This window comes from Nitrospira sp. Ecomares 2.1, from assembly GCF_965152585.1.
In genome coordinates this window covers 248,994-264,921 of record NZ_OZ224219.1, presented here as the reverse complement: position 1 = coordinate 264,921, position 15,928 = coordinate 248,994, and the positions used below count along the sequence as shown (strand labels likewise).

General features: G+C 48.2%; 14 protein-coding genes. 3 read left to right on the top strand and 11 right to left on the bottom strand.

Going from position 1 to position 15,928, the window contains the following annotated elements; translation table 11 throughout:
* Nucleotides 1-43: 43 nt before the first annotated feature.
* The 11 genes from ACWHYD_RS01220 to ACWHYD_RS01170 form a co-directional block, all read right to left on the bottom strand.
* Nucleotides 44-1,639, bottom strand: coding sequence for a complex I subunit 4 family protein (locus ACWHYD_RS01220; protein WP_447964127.1), 1,596 nt, complete (start codon nucleotides 1,637-1,639; stop codon nucleotides 44-46).
* A gap of 5 nt (nucleotides 1,640-1,644) precedes the next feature.
* On the bottom strand, nucleotides 1,645-3,198 hold the full coding sequence (locus tag ACWHYD_RS01215) for a complex I subunit 4 family protein (protein WP_447964126.1): 1,554 nt from the start codon (nucleotides 3,196-3,198) through the stop codon (nucleotides 1,645-1,647).
* A gap of 9 nt (nucleotides 3,199-3,207) precedes the next feature.
* Nucleotides 3,208-5,205 (bottom strand): NADH-quinone oxidoreductase subunit L, encoded by a 1,998-nt coding sequence (gene nuoL, locus ACWHYD_RS01210; RefSeq protein ID WP_447964125.1) that lies wholly within the window; start codon nucleotides 5,203-5,205, stop codon nucleotides 3,208-3,210.
* Nucleotide 5,206: 1 nt separating this feature from the next.
* On the bottom strand, nucleotides 5,207-5,509 hold the full coding sequence (gene nuoK, locus ACWHYD_RS01205) for an NADH-quinone oxidoreductase subunit NuoK (protein WP_312645914.1): 303 nt from the start codon (nucleotides 5,507-5,509) through the stop codon (nucleotides 5,207-5,209).
* A gap of 12 nt (nucleotides 5,510-5,521) precedes the next feature.
* Nucleotides 5,522-6,064 (bottom strand): NADH-quinone oxidoreductase subunit J family protein, encoded by a 543-nt coding sequence (locus tag ACWHYD_RS01200; protein WP_447964124.1) that lies wholly within the window; start codon nucleotides 6,062-6,064, stop codon nucleotides 5,522-5,524.
* Between the two features lie 7 nt (nucleotides 6,065-6,071).
* The gene (nuoI, locus tag ACWHYD_RS01195; protein WP_447964123.1) at nucleotides 6,072-6,641 is read right to left on the bottom strand and encodes an NADH-quinone oxidoreductase subunit NuoI; all 570 of its coding nucleotides are present in this window, start codon (nucleotides 6,639-6,641) and stop codon (nucleotides 6,072-6,074) included.
* A gap of 23 nt (nucleotides 6,642-6,664) precedes the next feature.
* Nucleotides 6,665-9,355, bottom strand: a complete 2,691-nt coding sequence (locus tag ACWHYD_RS01190; protein WP_447964122.1) for a molybdopterin-dependent oxidoreductase — start codon at nucleotides 9,353-9,355, stop codon at nucleotides 6,665-6,667.
* Nucleotides 9,356-9,416: 61 nt separating this feature from the next.
* On the bottom strand, nucleotides 9,417-10,664 hold the full coding sequence (gene nuoD / locus ACWHYD_RS01185; protein ID WP_447965801.1) for an NADH dehydrogenase (quinone) subunit D: 1,248 nt from the start codon (nucleotides 10,662-10,664) through the stop codon (nucleotides 9,417-9,419).
* 45 nt (nucleotides 10,665-10,709) lie between these two features.
* The gene (locus ACWHYD_RS01180; protein ID WP_447964121.1) at nucleotides 10,710-11,204 is read right to left on the bottom strand and encodes an NADH-quinone oxidoreductase subunit C; all 495 of its coding nucleotides are present in this window, start codon (nucleotides 11,202-11,204) and stop codon (nucleotides 10,710-10,712) included.
* Between the two features lie 19 nt (nucleotides 11,205-11,223).
* The gene (locus tag ACWHYD_RS01175) at nucleotides 11,224-11,739 is read right to left on the bottom strand and encodes an NADH-quinone oxidoreductase subunit B (RefSeq protein WP_447964120.1); all 516 of its coding nucleotides are present in this window, start codon (nucleotides 11,737-11,739) and stop codon (nucleotides 11,224-11,226) included.
* Nucleotides 11,730-12,113 carry an NADH-quinone oxidoreductase subunit A gene (locus tag ACWHYD_RS01170; RefSeq protein WP_447964119.1) on the bottom strand — a complete coding sequence of 128 codons (384 nt, stop codon included), beginning with the start codon at nucleotides 12,111-12,113 and terminating at the stop codon, nucleotides 11,730-11,732. The genes ACWHYD_RS01175 and ACWHYD_RS01170 overlap by 10 nt, the downstream gene beginning before the upstream one ends.
* Nucleotides 12,114-13,490: 1,377 nt before the next feature.
* Here ACWHYD_RS01170 and ACWHYD_RS01165 point away from each other — a divergent pair.
* The 3 genes from ACWHYD_RS01165 to ACWHYD_RS01155 all read left to right on the top strand — a co-directional run bounded on the left by ACWHYD_RS01165 (nucleotide 13,491) and on the right by ACWHYD_RS01155 (nucleotide 15,887).
* Complete coding sequence (locus ACWHYD_RS01165; protein ID WP_447964118.1) at nucleotides 13,491-13,886, top strand: CBS domain-containing protein; 396 nt, start codon at nucleotides 13,491-13,493, stop codon at nucleotides 13,884-13,886.
* A gap of 343 nt (nucleotides 13,887-14,229) precedes the next feature.
* On the top strand, nucleotides 14,230-14,529 hold the full coding sequence (locus ACWHYD_RS01160; protein WP_447964117.1) for a hypothetical protein: 300 nt from the start codon (nucleotides 14,230-14,232) through the stop codon (nucleotides 14,527-14,529).
* Nucleotides 14,530-14,744: 215 nt separating this feature from the next.
* Nucleotides 14,745-15,887 carry a transporter gene (locus ACWHYD_RS01155; RefSeq protein ID WP_447964116.1) on the top strand — a complete coding sequence of 381 codons (1,143 nt, stop codon included), beginning with the start codon at nucleotides 14,745-14,747 and terminating at the stop codon, nucleotides 15,885-15,887.
* The last annotated feature ends 41 nt before the right edge of the window (nucleotides 15,888-15,928 follow it).

Genomic DNA, 15,928 nt, shown 5'->3' with positions numbered 1-15,928 from the left:
GCAAGTATTTAGAAAGTCATCAGAAGGTTCAATGGTATAGTGCTTAGGGCAAAAAGCCTTTGGTGCTTTGGGTTATGAGTGGGGCCACATGATTAATGCGGTCTACCATGGGTTCAACCGTTGACCGTACCACTTCATAAAAATGCCCGGGGAAAATCCCAAGGGTAATGCTACAGACTATTAAAAGAAGCAAGGGCATGCGATCCACCCAATGTCTGGCATCACTGGCATGGGCATATTCAGGATCTAATTTTCCGTAAAACAGCCCTCGCATCATTTTGAACATATACGCAAGGGTCAGAACGATGCCGAGCACAGCCACGAGAACCTGGAAAGGATATTTATCCCAACTCCCCACAATAATCATAATTTCAGCAATGAAATTTATCGTGCCCGGCATGCCGATGGAGGCCATACAGCCGACAATAAAGGCTCCGGCAATAAACGGCATCTTCTCAACGAGACCGCCCAAAGAGGGAATGTCTCGTGAATGGGTTTGGTCGTACACCCAGCCAGCCATGGCAAACAACATGCTGGTGGCCAGGGCATGGGCAAACATATAAATAACGGCTCCGGATAGACTGATGTAACTCAATGCGGCCATGCCCAGAAATATATAACCCATATGGCTGGAGCTGGAATAACCAATGACGTATTTGGTGTCTTTGGCGAAATAAGACACCAGTCCCCCATAGACGATGGAAAAAACACAAAGGACAGCCGCCACCCACATCCACTCGCGCGTCGCATCGGGCAAGATTTCAAAGGCCACACGAATAATCGAAAAATGCCCGAGTTTCATTAACACACCAGCATGCAGCATGCTGGTTGCTGCCGGTGCAGCGGCATGCCCGACGGGGGACCAGGAATGCAAGGGCCATATCGGGGCGATAGAGGCAAATCCAAAAAAGATCAGAAACCAAATTAGCGTGGCGACGTTGTCAGAAAAATGAGCCTGTTCACGCAACACCACAATGTCAAAGGTGTGGAGACCGGAAAGATGGTAAATGAGCAGGATCCCCATCAAGGCCATCACCGCCCCCGCAGACAGGAACAGGACCAGTTTCATGGCTGCGTATTCTTTGCTGTTGGATCCAAAGTTGAAAATAAATCCTATGGAATCCCGAAGCTTTCGCTCTTCGGGATTGGTCATGGCGAGATACCCCTTGGTATGACTTCCCCACAGGCCCAGTAATAAATACATGGGCAACACCGACATTTCATAGAAGAAATAGAGGAAAAAGAGGTCCAACGACATGAAAACCCCAATGGTCGCGGCCGCAAGGATCAGGAGGAACATGTAGAACTCTTTGGTCCGGTCCTTGATGTGCCACGAAACAAAGATGCCCGCAAACAACAAGATTGCGGAGGCAAAGACCAGTGGGCCGCCGATTCCATCCACCCCGAGGTAAAAGGCAATTCCTAATTCTTCAGACCAGACATACCGTTGAACAAATTGAAATCCACCCTTCGTCGTGTCGTAGGCTAAAAAGATATAGAATGAGGCCAGAAGGGAAATACCCGCAGAAATCGCCGCCGTCATTCGCACCAGGATGGCTTCCTGCCGAGGAACGAACATCAATGCAATGGCGCCGAAAAAAGGCGCAAAGAGTATGATGAGTAAGGAATATTCACCCATAATATTTAGTTCCCGGTAAACTCAGCGGATAAAAGAGCATCACGATGATGAGCCGTCGCCATTCCAGGATGCAACCGATCAACCACTTCCTGCACCGATCCATTGACCATCCGCAGGAACGGGGAAGGATAAATTCCGATCCAAAAAATCATAACCGACAATGCCACCCCAATCGCCCATTCACGGCTATTTAAATCTTTAATGGCTGCCGGCACGCTGTCTTTCAGTGGTCCAAAGATAGACCGCTCATAAAACCACAAAAAGTATGCTGCAGCAAAAATGATCCCGGTGACCGCAATGGCTCCATAGAGCCACCAGGCTTGAAAGACTCCCAATAAAATCAAGAATTCCCCTATAAACCCGTTGGTTCCCGGCAACCCAATTGAGGCCATCCCAATGATGAGCATAAAGGTGGCGAGAAGCGGCATCTTTTTCGCCAACCCACTGTATCGTCGTACGTCATTATGACCCAGACGTTCATAGATAAAGCCGGCCAGGAAGAATAATCCCGCCGTACTAAATCCCAAATTAATCATGGTTATCAGGCTGCCTTGTATTCCTTGGAAATTCAGGGCAAACATGCCAACGACCACAAAGCCCAAATGGCTGATGCTGCTAAACACCAGCAGGCGTCGGAAGTCAGGCTGGATGATGGCGACAATGGCTCCATAGACAATGGCCGCCAACCCCATAGTCATGAGGATAGCCACCACTGTGCTGTGCTGAGAGGCATCGGGGAGTAGAGGGAAGGAAAAACGGAGAAAGCCGTATGTGCCAAGTTTGATCCCGGCCAGCATGACCGACATGGGGATCGGCCCTTGCACCAGGGCATCGGGTAACCAGGAATGAAAAGGAAAGATCGGAGCCTTAAAGGCCAGCCCCATAAATACCAACCAAAAAATCAGCAGTTGCTGACTAAGAGGAATCTGAACCGCCAGCAAGTCAAGTAAATCAAAACTATACAACTGTTTTGCTTCGAAATAGTTCAAACTCATCAGACAAAACCCGACGAGCATGAACACGCTCCCTAAAAGGGTATAGAGCACGTACTTCAGCGCCGCATAGTGGCGCTGTTCTCCAGGGCCCCAGAGTTTAATCAAGAAATAACTGGGAATAAGCATGAGTTCCCAAAACACAAAAAAGAGGATCAAATCAATGGAGACGAAAATCCCCATCACCGTGGCTTCCATTCCCAGCAGGCACATGTAAAACGCTTTTGGACGCGTCTTAACCGTATCCCAGGCGTAAAGGACCAGAAGCAGGATAAGGAAGGCGGTCAGGCCTACGAATAGGACGCTGATCCCGTCGACAGCCATGTGGTAGCTAATACCTAGGAAGGGAATCCATTCATGTCGTTCGGCAAACTGCATGGCTGCCGTCTCAGGAATGAATCGCCATAACATCAACGACGCAACAACCATTTCCAGGCTGGCAATACCGAGCGTAGCTTTGCGGATCAAATCCTGGTCTTTCAGCGCCCAGATCACCAATGCTCCCACGAGTGGGAAAAAGGTTAGAAAGGTCAGAATGGGGAAACCAAATTGTAATTCTTCTTGCATGATGTTCAGTTACCGGATGGACATGTCGGCGGCAGAAGATCCCACAAACCATACCAGGACAAGATGAATCAGCAGCGCCAGCCCAATGACAATAATGGCCGCATAATGATGGACCATACCGCTTTGCATTTTTCGCCACGACCACGAGAGAAGGTGATTGGAATATCCCACCACATTCAAACCGGCGTAGATCACATGCTTTTCTGTCCAGGTAATGGCTGCTGCGCTAAGGTCGGTTCCTTTGCCAATACCGACAACAAACCGGTCGAGAACCTGGCGATCAAGCCAGTCCCATAGCAACCCCAACTTTTTACAGGGTTCCACAATCAGGAAGTCATAGATCTCATCGACGTAATATTTATTCAAAATAGTGGTGTAGGCTCGCGGAAATTTTCCGGCCCATTCGTTGGCCATCTGTGGACGAATGCTATACATGTAATGAGCTAAACCCCAACCGCCCAATGCGATAGCAATGGCGACACTCATCAAGCCCAACAGCATGCCCCATCCCACCTCATGAGCCTCAGCACCAAGCGGAGTCGCCACATCATGCAAAAAACCATGGAACCAGCCATGTTCGGGCGGTACCCCAAGAAAGCCTCCCAAAAGAGCCAAGCCAGCCAAAACCATGAGCGGAACGGTCATAATGGATGGGGATTCATGAATATGATGGGCCACATGTGGGTCCACCCGGGAGGACCCATAGAATGTGAGGTAGGTGAGCCTAAACATATAAAAACTGGTCAAGAACGCTCCAACGGCCGCCAGAAGATACAAGTGATAATAGCCATGGACAAAGGCATGGGCCATAATTTCATCTTTACTCCAAAACCCCGCAAGAGGAGGAATTCCCGCAATGGCGAGAGTTCCGATCAGAAACACCCGATAGGTCGTCGGGATCTTGTCATGCAGTCCACCCATTTTCCGGATGTCTTGCTCCCCACCCAACGCATGAATCACCGAACCGGCCGACAAGAATAAAAGTGCCTTAAAAAACGCATGGGTCATCAGGTGAAAAATCGCGGCAGTATAGGCACCCACCCCACAGGCCAGGAACATATAGCCCAACTGGCTGACGGTTGAATAGGCCAACACCCGTTTAATATCGTTTTGCACCAATCCAATAGTGGCCGCAAACAATGCCGTGACGCCTCCAACAATGCCCACGGCGGCCAAAGCCATCGGCGCCATGTCAAATATCGCATGGTTTCTCACCACCATATAGACGCCCGCTGTGACCATGGTGGCTGCATGGATAAGCGCACTCACCGGAGTTGGGCCTTCCATCGCATCCGGCAACCATGTGTACAACGGTAATTGCGCCGATTTGCCAATCGCGCCGACCAACAAACAGAATGAGATTGCGGTGGCCATTTCAGTTGAAAGAGTGGCTGCCTGGGCCATAACCGCCGTGTAATCGAGTGTGCCGAAATGGGTAAAGATCAAAAATATTGCCAGTAAAAACCCGGCGTCCCCAATCCGGTTCACGACAAAGGCTTTGGTCGCTGCCTTCCCCGCTGAGACTTTTTCATAGTAATACCCGATCAACAGGTAGGAGCAGAGGCCCACGCCCTCCCACCCGATGAACAACACCACATAATTATTTCCCATGACGAGCAAGAGCATGGAAACCATGAAGAGGTTCATATAGGTGAAAAAGCGGGTAAAGCCTTCTTCCCCATGCATATAGCCCACAGAATAGACATGGATGAGGAATCCGACTCCGGTCACCACTAACAGCATAATGACGGTCAGCGGATCGATGAGAAAGGCAAGATTTACGGAGAGATCGCCTCCGAAAATCCAGGAGTAGGCGATGACTTCGCGCGGTGTTGAATCTCCGAGAAACGAAACAAAGACGCCGAGTACACACAGAAACGACAGGCCTACAGACCCAAAAGCCAGCCGCCCCGCCAGATCGGAGGAATAGCGAGAGCCCAAAAGCCCATTGGCCAATACGGCCAGCAAAGGAAAAAGAGGAATCAGGAGAACGAGCAGATCGAACACGTTACCACTTCAAAATATTAATTTGATCGACGTTCGTAGCCATTTTTCCACGAAACACCACAATGATAATCGCTAATCCTACCGCGGCTTCCGCTGCGGCCACGGCAATGATAAAGAGTGCGGCCATTTGCCCTGACATGGAATGAAGGTAATGAGAAAAAGCCACCAAATTGATATTGGCAGCGTTCAACATAATCTCCACGGACATCAGGACGACAATGAAATTCCTCCGGATCAGGACGCCGACGAGTCCGGTCATAAACAAAATTGCGCTGAGTGCCACATAGGCAGAAAGGGGAATCATCGTTACCGGGCTTTAGGGCATGGAAGAAATGACGGGTTCTTCTTGGGGGTCAGTCTTCGCCGGTGTTTTAGCAAGGACGATTGCGCCAATCACGGCCCCTAACAGGAAAATCCCAATCACTTCAAAAAGCAACAAATAATCACTAAACATCGTGATTCCAATGGCATGGCTGGGCCCCGTTTGCAGGATGAGGTCAGGCGTCGCCGTTCCAATCACACCTCCATAGGGAGATTGCACCAGAAGAATCAGAAGTTCTCCAAAAATTGCCATTCCGGCAAACAACAGGAGGGCATATTTTTTATGAAGATGCTGGTCCTCCGTTTTTAAATTCATCAACATCAACACGAAAAGATACAAAATAAGAATCGCTCCGGCATACACGATGATTTGCACCGCAAAAAGGAATTCCGCATTCAATAGGACAAACAGACCCGCCACATGGAGCAGGAGCGTCAGCAAGGCCATAGCGCAATGCACGGCATTTCGCAAGGCCACAGTCAAAACCCCTGCCACGACACTTACCGTGGCAAAATATCCAAAAAGAAGCCACATCATGATGAAACTACGGTTCCTGGGTGCTTTTTATTGAAACAGGGAAATGGTAGCGGTAGGCGCGGCCTTCCTCCCCTTCCTTCTCTTGGTTATGAGCATAGAGGTACTTTTTGGCATCATCTATATGACGCTCTCCAATTTGGTAGAGCCGCGCCTTGTCAAAGAGGAGGGTCCTCTTATCATGAGTCGAAAATTCATAGACCTTCGTCATCGCCAGGGCATTTACCGGACAGGCTTCGACACAGTATCCACAAAACACGCACTTCGTAATGTCGATGTAAAATTCGGAGGCATACCGTTGAAGGGGGAGAGTTTTGTCTTCTTCGCTGATAACCTTAATGCAGCGTGAAGGACAAGCCGCTTCACACAAATCGCAACCCACACAGCGTTCTGTCGCATCTTCATAGCGTAGCAGGCAAAGTGCCCCACGATGGGCGTCAGGAATCGTTCGTTTCTCACGTGGATATTGAAAGGTGATAGGGCGATGCAGCATATGCTTAAACGTCACCTTCATGGCAGTCCAGATTTCTTTGAACAGCACGGCGTCGAAAAACTTTTTTGTCTCGCTAGAACTACTCATTGTCTGGTGACTGGTCTTTCTGATCAGGCCTTTTCAATAGAAACATAGGTCAACTTGAAATAGGGAACCCCTGTGACAGGATCGACCTGATGCGACATCAGGTCTTTCACCGGTGGATCATTGAAATGTTCGGGAACCGCACAAGTCCCTGACATCATAGACATATCCACCTCCACTCCCATCTCCACTTCGCCCTGCTCTGAAGTGATCCGCACCCGATCATGAGCACTCAGACCAAGATCATTGAAGTCCTGGGCGCTCATTCGAAGACGTGACGAATTTGGTGAAATTTCCATGAGGCCGGATGCCCGGGTGGAAAGTTTTCCCGAATGATAAATTAATTGAATCATGCGTAAGGCAAAAGTCCGTTGAGTGGGACTCTTCCTCACTACGGAATACCGCGAGGCAACCTCCTCTGGAAAAGCCTTCAAGAAATATCCCGAAAGGTCTGGAGCTTCGTGGGCAACCTTCCCCAGATTATAATAACCCGGTAGGACTTTTCGGATTTCATTTTGAATATCCTGGGTCGTTTCGTATTCCATGGGCGAGCCCAACCCGTTGGCCATTCCGACCATAATGTGCCAATCCAAAGTACTTTCGCCAAGAGAATCTAGAGCCGGACGGAGAAATTGGACCTTTCCCTCCTGATTGGTCACTGTGCCGTCTTTTTCCGCAAATGTTGAAGCAGGAAAAACGACATGGGCCATTTTGGCGATTTCCGTCATGAAGGGGTCCTGGCAAATGAGAACTTCCAACTTCGCTAATGCACTTGTAACATCATAGGAGGCGGGAAGGGTCTCCAATGGATTTTCGCCAACCAGATAGAGCGCCTTAATTTCACCATTTTGACAGCGGTCAAGGATTTCCGTGAGATTGGCTCCACGGTCAACATCCGGAAGATTGTTGCCCCAGATACGAGCAAATGTCTCCCGGGCTTGAGAATCAGTGAAGGAAACCGGACCGGGCAGAAACTCCGGTGCGACGCCCATATCAACCGCTCCTTGTTCATTGGCTTCCTCGGTATAGGTGTTTATGCCGCATCCCTTTCGACCGAGCTTTCCTGTTACCCAGGCCAGATCGATAAGATTCAACATATGTTGATAGCCTCCGGCATGTCGGAGAATGCCCTCCCCGCAAATGATGATCGACCGGGGCGCCTCTGCAAAAATTCGAGCAGCCTCATGGATTTGGTCAGGATTCACACCGGTCTGGTTGGCAACATCCTCAAGGGAGAGCACACCAACAGCCTGTCTTAGTGAATTCAAGGCTTCGGGAAATGCCGACGTGGCTTCTTCGTCGATCAAATCCTGATCCATGACCGACTTCACTAGACCTTGAATAAACAGACCCTCGGTCCCTGGCTTCACCATCATAGGGTGAGAGGCCAGTTTCGCGATATTGGTTTGCATTGAATCCACAACAATAGTTTGAGCCTTATACAGCCCCATAGCCGACTTCACCCGCAAACTCGCGACCGGATTGGTCTCTGTAATGTTGGCTCCAATGATGAGGACTGCCTTCGCTTTATTAATCTCTTCCGAGGTATTCATCATACGATGAAGGCCCAAAGCATGTTTTATGGCCCTGACAAAATTCAGATGCCCATATCTGGCACTGCTGTCCAAATGATTCGTGCCAATAACCGATCGCATAAATTTTTGAAATACATACAGATCTTCGTTGGTACACCGGGCTGTAATGAGCCCGGCAATTGCCTGCGCCCCATATTGCGCTTTGACATGGGCTAAGCGCCCTGAGGCCATATCCAAGGCATCAAGCCAGGGGGATGGCTGCAATCCGGATTCGGTACGAACCAACGGGGTTTTGAGGCGAGTGGCACTATCGATGAATTGAAACCCAAAGCGGCCACGCACACAGATTCCGTCGTGCCCATTTATCGTATCTGTCCGATCTCCCCATTTGTTCTTCCAGGAAAGAGGGGAAGTCACCCGAACAACTTCCGTATCTTTGGTTTCCACATAAATTTGGCAACCGTCGCCGCAATAATTGCACGTCGTGGTCGTTTTTTTGAGCTGCCAGGGTTTATAGGCATATTTTGAGAATTTATTGGTGATGGCCCCAACTGGACACACCGCCAGGCAATCACCGCAGAATTCACAGTCCAAGGCTTGATCACCCTTCGCCACCACCTGAGTAAAACCGCCCTTTTTCATAAATTGCAAAGCATCAATTCGTAGTACGTCCTTGCAAATATTGATGCATTCTCCACAGGCGATGCAGCGGTTCATGTTAAAATCAAGAACCAGGCTGCGTGTATCTTCCGGAATATTTTTTTGCTTCGCGTTGGCTAAGTTGGTTACGCCATGTTGAAAGGCCATGTCCTGCAGTTCGCAATGACCATCGGCATCGCACACCGGACAATCCAGCGGATGGACGGAAAGATGTTTCTCCACCGCTTTTTTCCTGGCGAGAAACAGATCTTCTCCTTCGGTCTGGATGACCATCCCGGCCGCGGCCTTCGCAGTGCATGACCGGACAGGTGCTTTCTTTCCCTCCTGAAGAACAAGGCACATTCCACAGGATCCGAAAGGGTCGAAAGTATAGTGGTAACACATCGCGGGCACAATTTTACCCGTGCTGGAAATGACGTCATAGAGGGAGACTCCTTCCTTGGCCTGGACGACTTCGCCATCCAAGGTGAGTTCAATCGTCGCCGCCTCGACGTCAGGCGTGGTGACAGGCTTTAATCCCATTGATGTCCTTTTCTAGAAAAAACCAACAACATAGCTTCAAAGAATGGTACAGCAGACAACACTACCGATCACACTCCCCCATGACAATATCGTACGTGCCAAAAATCGTGACCGCATCGGCAATCATATAGCCTTTGGCCATATAATCGAAGGCGCCCATATGAATAAAGGAGGGAGCACGAATTTTCAGACGGTAAGGCCGACCCCCACCCGTACTCACGATATAAAATCCCAGTTCGCCTTTATGGGCTTCCGTTCCGCAATAGATTTCCCCGGCCGGCGCATCAAATCCCTGCGAAAAAAGCTTGAATTGCTGGATCATGGACTCAAGATTCGTGAACACCCTATCCTTAGGAGGCAAGGTCACACTCGGCACATCCGCCATGATCGGGCCCGGTTCCATTTGATTCAAACATTGTTGAACAATTTTGACGCTTTCACGCATTTCCTCAATCCGAATCCAGTACCGATCATAGGTGTCTCCATTTTTTCCCACAGGAACGCTAAATTCACATTTAGGATAGGCACTATAGGGTTCATATTTCCGCAGATCATAATCAACCCCGGATCCTCGCAAGGTCGGACCGCTCAATCCAAAACTCAGGGCATCTTCTGCGGAGATTACCGCCACACCGCGTGTCCGGGCTAACCAGATGCGGTTTTTTTCCAAAAACACTACATATTCTTCAATCTTGGGAGGAAAGTAGTCCAGGAACTTTTGGACTTTGTCTATCAACGAAGGGGTGAAGTCCCGTTCGACGCCACCAATCCGATACCAGCTGGTAGTCAATCTGGCACCACATAATTCGTCAAACCAATCCAACAGAATCTCCCGGTCACGAAACGTATAAAAGAACACGGTCATCGCCCCGATATCCAGCGCCTGAGTGCCCAACCAGAACAGATGGCCGATAATACGCTGCACCTCAGCCACGAGAGTCCGGAGATACTCCGCCCGGTCGGGAACAGTAATATCCATGAGTTTTTCCACTGCCCGACAGTAGGCGAAATTGTTATACATCGCGCAGACATAATCCAGCCGATCCGTATGAGGGATAAACTGGTGATATGTCCCATCTTCAGCCAGTTTTTCGACTCCTCGATGAAGAAAGCCTAATACCGGGGTAGATTTCACAATCCGCTCACCCTCAAGCTCTAAAATGACCTTTAATACCCCGTGTGTACTCGGGTGTTGTGGCCCCATGTTTAATAGCAGTTCTTCCGTCCGAAGCGTCGGCAAAGACTCCGTTTCCGGGTTATTCGGATCGACTTTGTAGACGGTCGTACGTTGATCTTCCAGCTTCATGATATCTACCTAAACCTTTTGGTCTTTTCCCGACAAGGGACCAGGTAACTATGTCGGGTCGTTTAAAAAATCAAAGGTATCACGCCAACCTTTCCCCTGAACGGGGAAATCTTTTCGAAGCGGATATCCTTCTGTGTAATCATCAGGCATCAAAATGCGGCGAAGGTCAGGATGATGATTAAACCGGATGCCCATCATGTCAAACACTTCCCGTTCCATGAAATCCGCTCCCATCCAAAGATCCGTCATGGAATCAACCAGACAGTCGTGTTCGGGAACCCGGGTTTTGATTCGGATACGGTGGCGTTTCCGGATTGAGTACACTTCATAGACCACTTCAAATCGTTCTTCGTCATCAGGCCAATCCACTGAACTAACATGTACCATGTAATCGTAGTCCAGGTCAGGATCTTTTCGAATATATGAACAGACATCATGCAAAGCTTCCCGCCTCACGGTAACCGTCAGGTCTCCCCGCCATTCATTGGCCCCCACAAACCCTTCAGGAAATCGGCTTTGGATTTTTTCTGCGATCGGATGCATGAATGTTTCGTGGGTTTCCTTAGACTTTGACCTGTTCGGGTTGTTTGGTGAACACCCGTTTCTGCATGATTCGATCCTGCAATTTCAAAATCCCATCAAACAATGCTTCCGGGGTTGGAGGACAACCAGGCACATAAATATCAACGGGAACGAACCGGTCGACTCCTTGAACCACGCTATAACTATCATAGATATTGCCGGATGTGGCACATGATCCCATAGATATCACGTATTTTGGCTCAGGCATCTGGTCATAAATTTTGCGAATAACCGGCGCCATCCTGCGACAGACGGTTCCGGCCACAATCATCAAATCAGATTGACGGGGAGAGGCGCGGAACACTCCTGCACCATACCGGTCAATATCATAACGGGATGAAACCGCCGCAATCATCTCAATGGCGCAGCAGGCGAGGCCGAACGTCATAGGCCAGAGAGAACCTTTCCGCGCCCAGTTCACCACTTTTTCCAGGGAAAGGGTCATGACTCCCAATTCCCCGTCCTTTGGCGGCTTTCCAATTTGAATTAATCCCATTCCAAGGCCCCTTTGCGCCAAGCGTACACATACGCAACGACAAATAATCCAATGAATATCATCATTTCGATAAAACCGATCACGCCCAACTGATTGAACGTAATGGCCCAAGGATAAAGGAAGATCACCTCGATATCAAAAATCACAAACAGCATTGCAATAACATAATACCGAATCGGAAATGGCATTCGTGAATCTGAAAATGGTTCAGATCCACATTCGTAAGTCGAAAGTTTTTCCGGTTCGGGATATTTAGGTTGAACCAGATGGGAAAGAACAAGAGTGACCACGCCAAACCCCATAGCAAGGCCGACGAAGATAAGGATAGGAAGGTATTTAGTCAGATACTCAAGGAGAAGGTCTGAGCCAGACATCTGGGGACTCCCCTAAAAATAGTTTACAATTCAAAGCCTTCTACCGAGGCCGGCATCGTAACACCCTATTTTTTTGTGAATCAATGGAACGAAAGACCCACGGACTGATGGACCATTTAGACCAACTGGACTCAAAGTCGAGATTGAATGGAAACTTTTCATAAGATTTCATCCCAATTTAGGCCATAAAAAAATTCGGGGAATGGCTCTGAAAATGTTTTATTAGCATTACTATGCTGATGAACCGAAGTGAAAAGAGACAAATTCCTTCCCACTATAGCGAGAATGGCGTTGGGCCTCTATTGCTTCAGTCAGGGTTCAATACATTTATTCACAATCTATCCTCTGTTAAATTCAGAAAAAGGTAAGACTATCGTGGCCTTCTTTCTTAAGTTTAATTTTGGGTTATATTAGCCATGGCTACAAACATAAGTTACTTTGCTTAAGAAAAATGCCTATTGGTTATTATATGCCTATTTCATCTTTTTTGCTATAAATTCCCATTCTTAACGAAACTCCTTCTCCAATCATCACAAGAAATCTAGGAGGAGAAATTTCATCCTGTTTAGTATGCTGGGCGCAGAAACTGGAATGTGGGAGGAGCAATGTTTTTATGACCGACCAATGCCCAATTAGTGGAAAAAGCCACGGATAGAATCAGGGGACAATGGACAATTTGAAGCGGTGGAGGTACAGACCCAAAGATATAAATTTAGGGGCGGGTTTTCATCCCACGCCTGACTTGAATTCGAACTACGCACATACATCATGGTCAAGGAAGCCAGCCCCCCTGGCGATCATCCAACAAACACCGGAATAACTACTATTTTTTCATCTCCGACGAAGGAGTTCGAAGATTAGGAGGGTTATCAGATTGGTCATTCCACTCGTCTTCCAATGGAGAAACTGCCTTCGCTTTCTGACGTCGGTGAATTTGGGTTTGGATCCTTTTTTTGGGTGAAGGCCTGGATTCCCCTTCTGGATCACTTTGGGCTTTTTGTGAGAGTTCGGAATGCATAGAAATAGGGTAACATCTGGAGACTCTCAAAAGCTGCATTTACAAGACCATGGGTCTTGGGGGATTCAAAAGAGGGTTATTGTGGAGTAAAATACCGGGCATGGAGTCATTGCTAAAGAAGCCGCTTCGAATTAAAAAACGCTTTTCCAAAAATTTCGCCCATTATCATCGAAAGAGGTTTGTCTTACCTTGAGCGCTTCCGAGGCTTTTTGGGGTCTGGAAATTGAATTTCGTTGCAAGGTTGACCCGTCCTGCCTCCTTGATAGGCATTTGATTGGAAAGAATAAAGTACGGTGACGGTATGGGGAAAACTGGTATAATCAAAAATATCACAAACTTCATTTAGAAGGGAACAATACATGATTGTCCAAATTATGCAGAAGAAATTGAAAACAATCCCTGAAGGTTCTTCAATCACTCACGCGGCGGAAAAAATGCAGACAGAAGGAATCGGGAGCTTGCTGGTTGAACGGAAAGGAATTCCAGTTGGAATCATTACTGATACAGCTATTGTCCATAAGGCCGTTGGCCTCAAGAAAAACCTGGATGCGACCAAAGTAGAGAGTCTCATGACCTCCCCTCTCCCTATTATTCAGTTGGCCCAAACTTCGCACGATGCGTTGGATTTGATGGGTGACTTAGGCGTTCGCCATCTCGTTGTATGTGATGGACCGGAAATTGTTGGATTAATTTCTGCACGGGATCTTCTGGTCTATTTTGGAAGTGTCTCTGAACCCAGAATCGGGGTGGATTAATTCAGCGGATAAATTTTCAGAAAATTCCTTTTCATACTCCGATAAAGTGAGAGCCTCGCGGGCAATCGAGGTTATTTTAGTGAGGTTGCCCACGAGCTTTTCATGCTCTTTGAGTCGTTACCCAACCGTATCTTGAAAAAGTATCCCTTTGGGTGCAGGACTCGCAAATCGGCAATGGCTGGATCGTTCGATACAATTCCAACGCCTCAAACCCTCCCTTAGGCCTTCTAAAGCCTTGTTAATACGGCCATTGTAGAAAAATGCCCCATCCTCATAGGGTTGAAGTGAGGGCTCCATATCTGTTAGTGAAATTAAAGGCCTTAAAACTTTATGCACTCTCAAAATGAAGCGCATTTCACCCCTATTTGTTGCCTGTCTGGTTTTTTGTTTAATGGTCCTGAGTGCCGTCCTCACCGCTCAGGCAGTTGAACACAGTCAACACCATTCCCAACACCATCAAGGGACTCATTCCACATTTCTGTGTACCTGGTTTTGTGCTGCAGGGCAAACACTAGAGACCAACCGGGTGCTGGTGGATGGGCCGGTTAAGTCTCTTCTTCGAATCGAAGATTGGCGTCCTATCGCCCCTCAAGTCATTCTCGTTATTATTCCAGCTTCCCGAGCTCCTCCTCCCTGCCTGTAGTTTTTATCATTACGCATATCTTGGGTTTCAAACACATTCGGTGTTACGCGTTTTTTATTTTTGTATGCGTTCGCGAGAATTGTTTGCGAGCGGAAATTTGCTCTTTGGAAAAACCCGTTACCCGATACCGATTAATTTAAAAATATTTCAACATCATTTATTTATTGTGACTGGATTAATTGAAAATTTTAATCCAAAAAGGATCGGCAAAAAATATGACTGGGAATATTCGATATCTATTTAATGGACTCATCGTTGGAATTTTTGGAATGCTCTGTGCCCTTGCACCTACTGAAGCCGCCTTATTGGATGGTTTCATGGGGGGCGTAGAAGAATCCTTAGGGAAGAAGGCCGAAGAAAAAGGGGAACGGGTCGTCATCGGGAATTTTTATCAGGCCGAAAGACCCGATTCCCACGCTCCGGTCGGAGTGATGCAGGACCATACCCATAACAAGGGTGAATTCATGTTCACCTACCGGTATATGTACATGTATATGGACAAGATGCGGAATGGTACCGACAACCTGTCCAACAATGACGTGTTAAAAGATTTTGCGGTGACTCCCAAAAACATGACGACACAGATGCACATGTTCAGTGCGATGTATGGCTTGAATGATACGGTTACCCTGATGGCCATGCTTCCGTATCTCATGAAAGATATGGAGCATCAAAACAGAGCCGGGGCAAATTTTTCGACCAACTCCAGTGGATTCGGGGATACCAAGTTGGCGGCCCTTTGGCGATTATATGCCTTTGAAACGCCCAGTATCGGTTCCCATCGGTTTCATTTGAATACCGGTATATCTCTGCCGACCGGAGATATCACTCCAACGGATAACACACCGTTAGGGAATAACTCATTGCTGCCCTATCCGATGCGCTTGGGTTCCGGAACCGTCGATCTGTTACCCGGGCTGACCTATACGGGGGTCCGGAACGATGTTTCGTGGGGATTTCAGGCACTTGGAACCGTTCGTATTGGACACAATAATCAGGGTTATAAGGAGGGCAATCGATATAAGGTGAACACCTGGGGGGCCTACCGTTGGGCTGATTGGATCAGCACGTCTGCGCGATTGAACTGGCAACAATGGTACAACATCAAGAGAGAAGACGGCCAACTCCAAACCACAGTCGGACCGGCACAAATCCCTCTTGTCCCAACTGCGGATCCTGATCGACAAGGGGGACAGCGGTTGGACCTTATGGGAGGTGTGAATATTCTGTTTCCGGAGTTTATGGGCCTCGAGAATCATTTGAATGTTGAAGCTGGCGCGCCAATTTATCAATATCTCGACGGTCCGCAATTGAGGCAAGCCTGGTCTTTTTGGGTTGGATGGCAAATGGTCATGTAGGAAAAAGATTGGATAGGGATGGCTCAGATTCTGGAGAGCCT

Bases quoted from the DNA above. Each gene is read 5' to 3' on its own strand.
- ACWHYD_RS01170 (WP_447964119.1), bottom strand. From the start codon at position 12,113: ATGTCTGGCTCAGACCTTCTCCTTGAGTATCTGACTAAATACCTTCCT.
- nuoK (WP_312645914.1), bottom strand. From the start codon at position 5,509: ATGATTCCCCTTTCTGCCTATGTGGCACTCAGCGCAATTTTGTTTATG.
- ACWHYD_RS01160 (WP_447964117.1), top strand. From the start codon at position 14,230: ATGAAGCGCATTTCACCCCTATTTGTTGCCTGTCTGGTTTTTTGTTTA.
- ACWHYD_RS01180 (WP_447964121.1), bottom strand. From the start codon at position 11,204: ATGCATCCGATCGCAGAAAAAATCCAAAGCCGATTTCCTGAAGGGTTT.
- nuoI (WP_447964123.1), bottom strand. From the start codon at position 6,641: ATGAGTAGTTCTAGCGAGACAAAAAAGTTTTTCGACGCCGTGCTGTTC.
- ACWHYD_RS01155 (WP_447964116.1), top strand. From the start codon at position 14,745: ATGACTGGGAATATTCGATATCTATTTAATGGACTCATCGTTGGAATT.
- ACWHYD_RS01175 (WP_447964120.1), bottom strand. From the start codon at position 11,739: ATGGGATTAATTCAAATTGGAAAGCCGCCAAAGGACGGGGAATTGGGA.
- ACWHYD_RS01215 (WP_447964126.1), bottom strand. From the start codon at position 3,198: ATGCAAGAAGAATTACAATTTGGTTTCCCCATTCTGACCTTTCTAACC.
- ACWHYD_RS01220 (WP_447964127.1), bottom strand. From the start codon at position 1,639: ATGGGTGAATATTCCTTACTCATCATACTCTTTGCGCCTTTTTTCGGC.
- ACWHYD_RS01200 (WP_447964124.1), bottom strand. From the start codon at position 6,064: ATGATGTGGCTTCTTTTTGGATATTTTGCCACGGTAAGTGTCGTGGCA.
- ACWHYD_RS01190 (WP_447964122.1), bottom strand. From the start codon at position 9,355: ATGGGATTAAAGCCTGTCACCACGCCTGACGTCGAGGCGGCGACGATT.
- ACWHYD_RS01165 (WP_447964118.1), top strand. From the start codon at position 13,491: ATGATTGTCCAAATTATGCAGAAGAAATTGAAAACAATCCCTGAAGGT.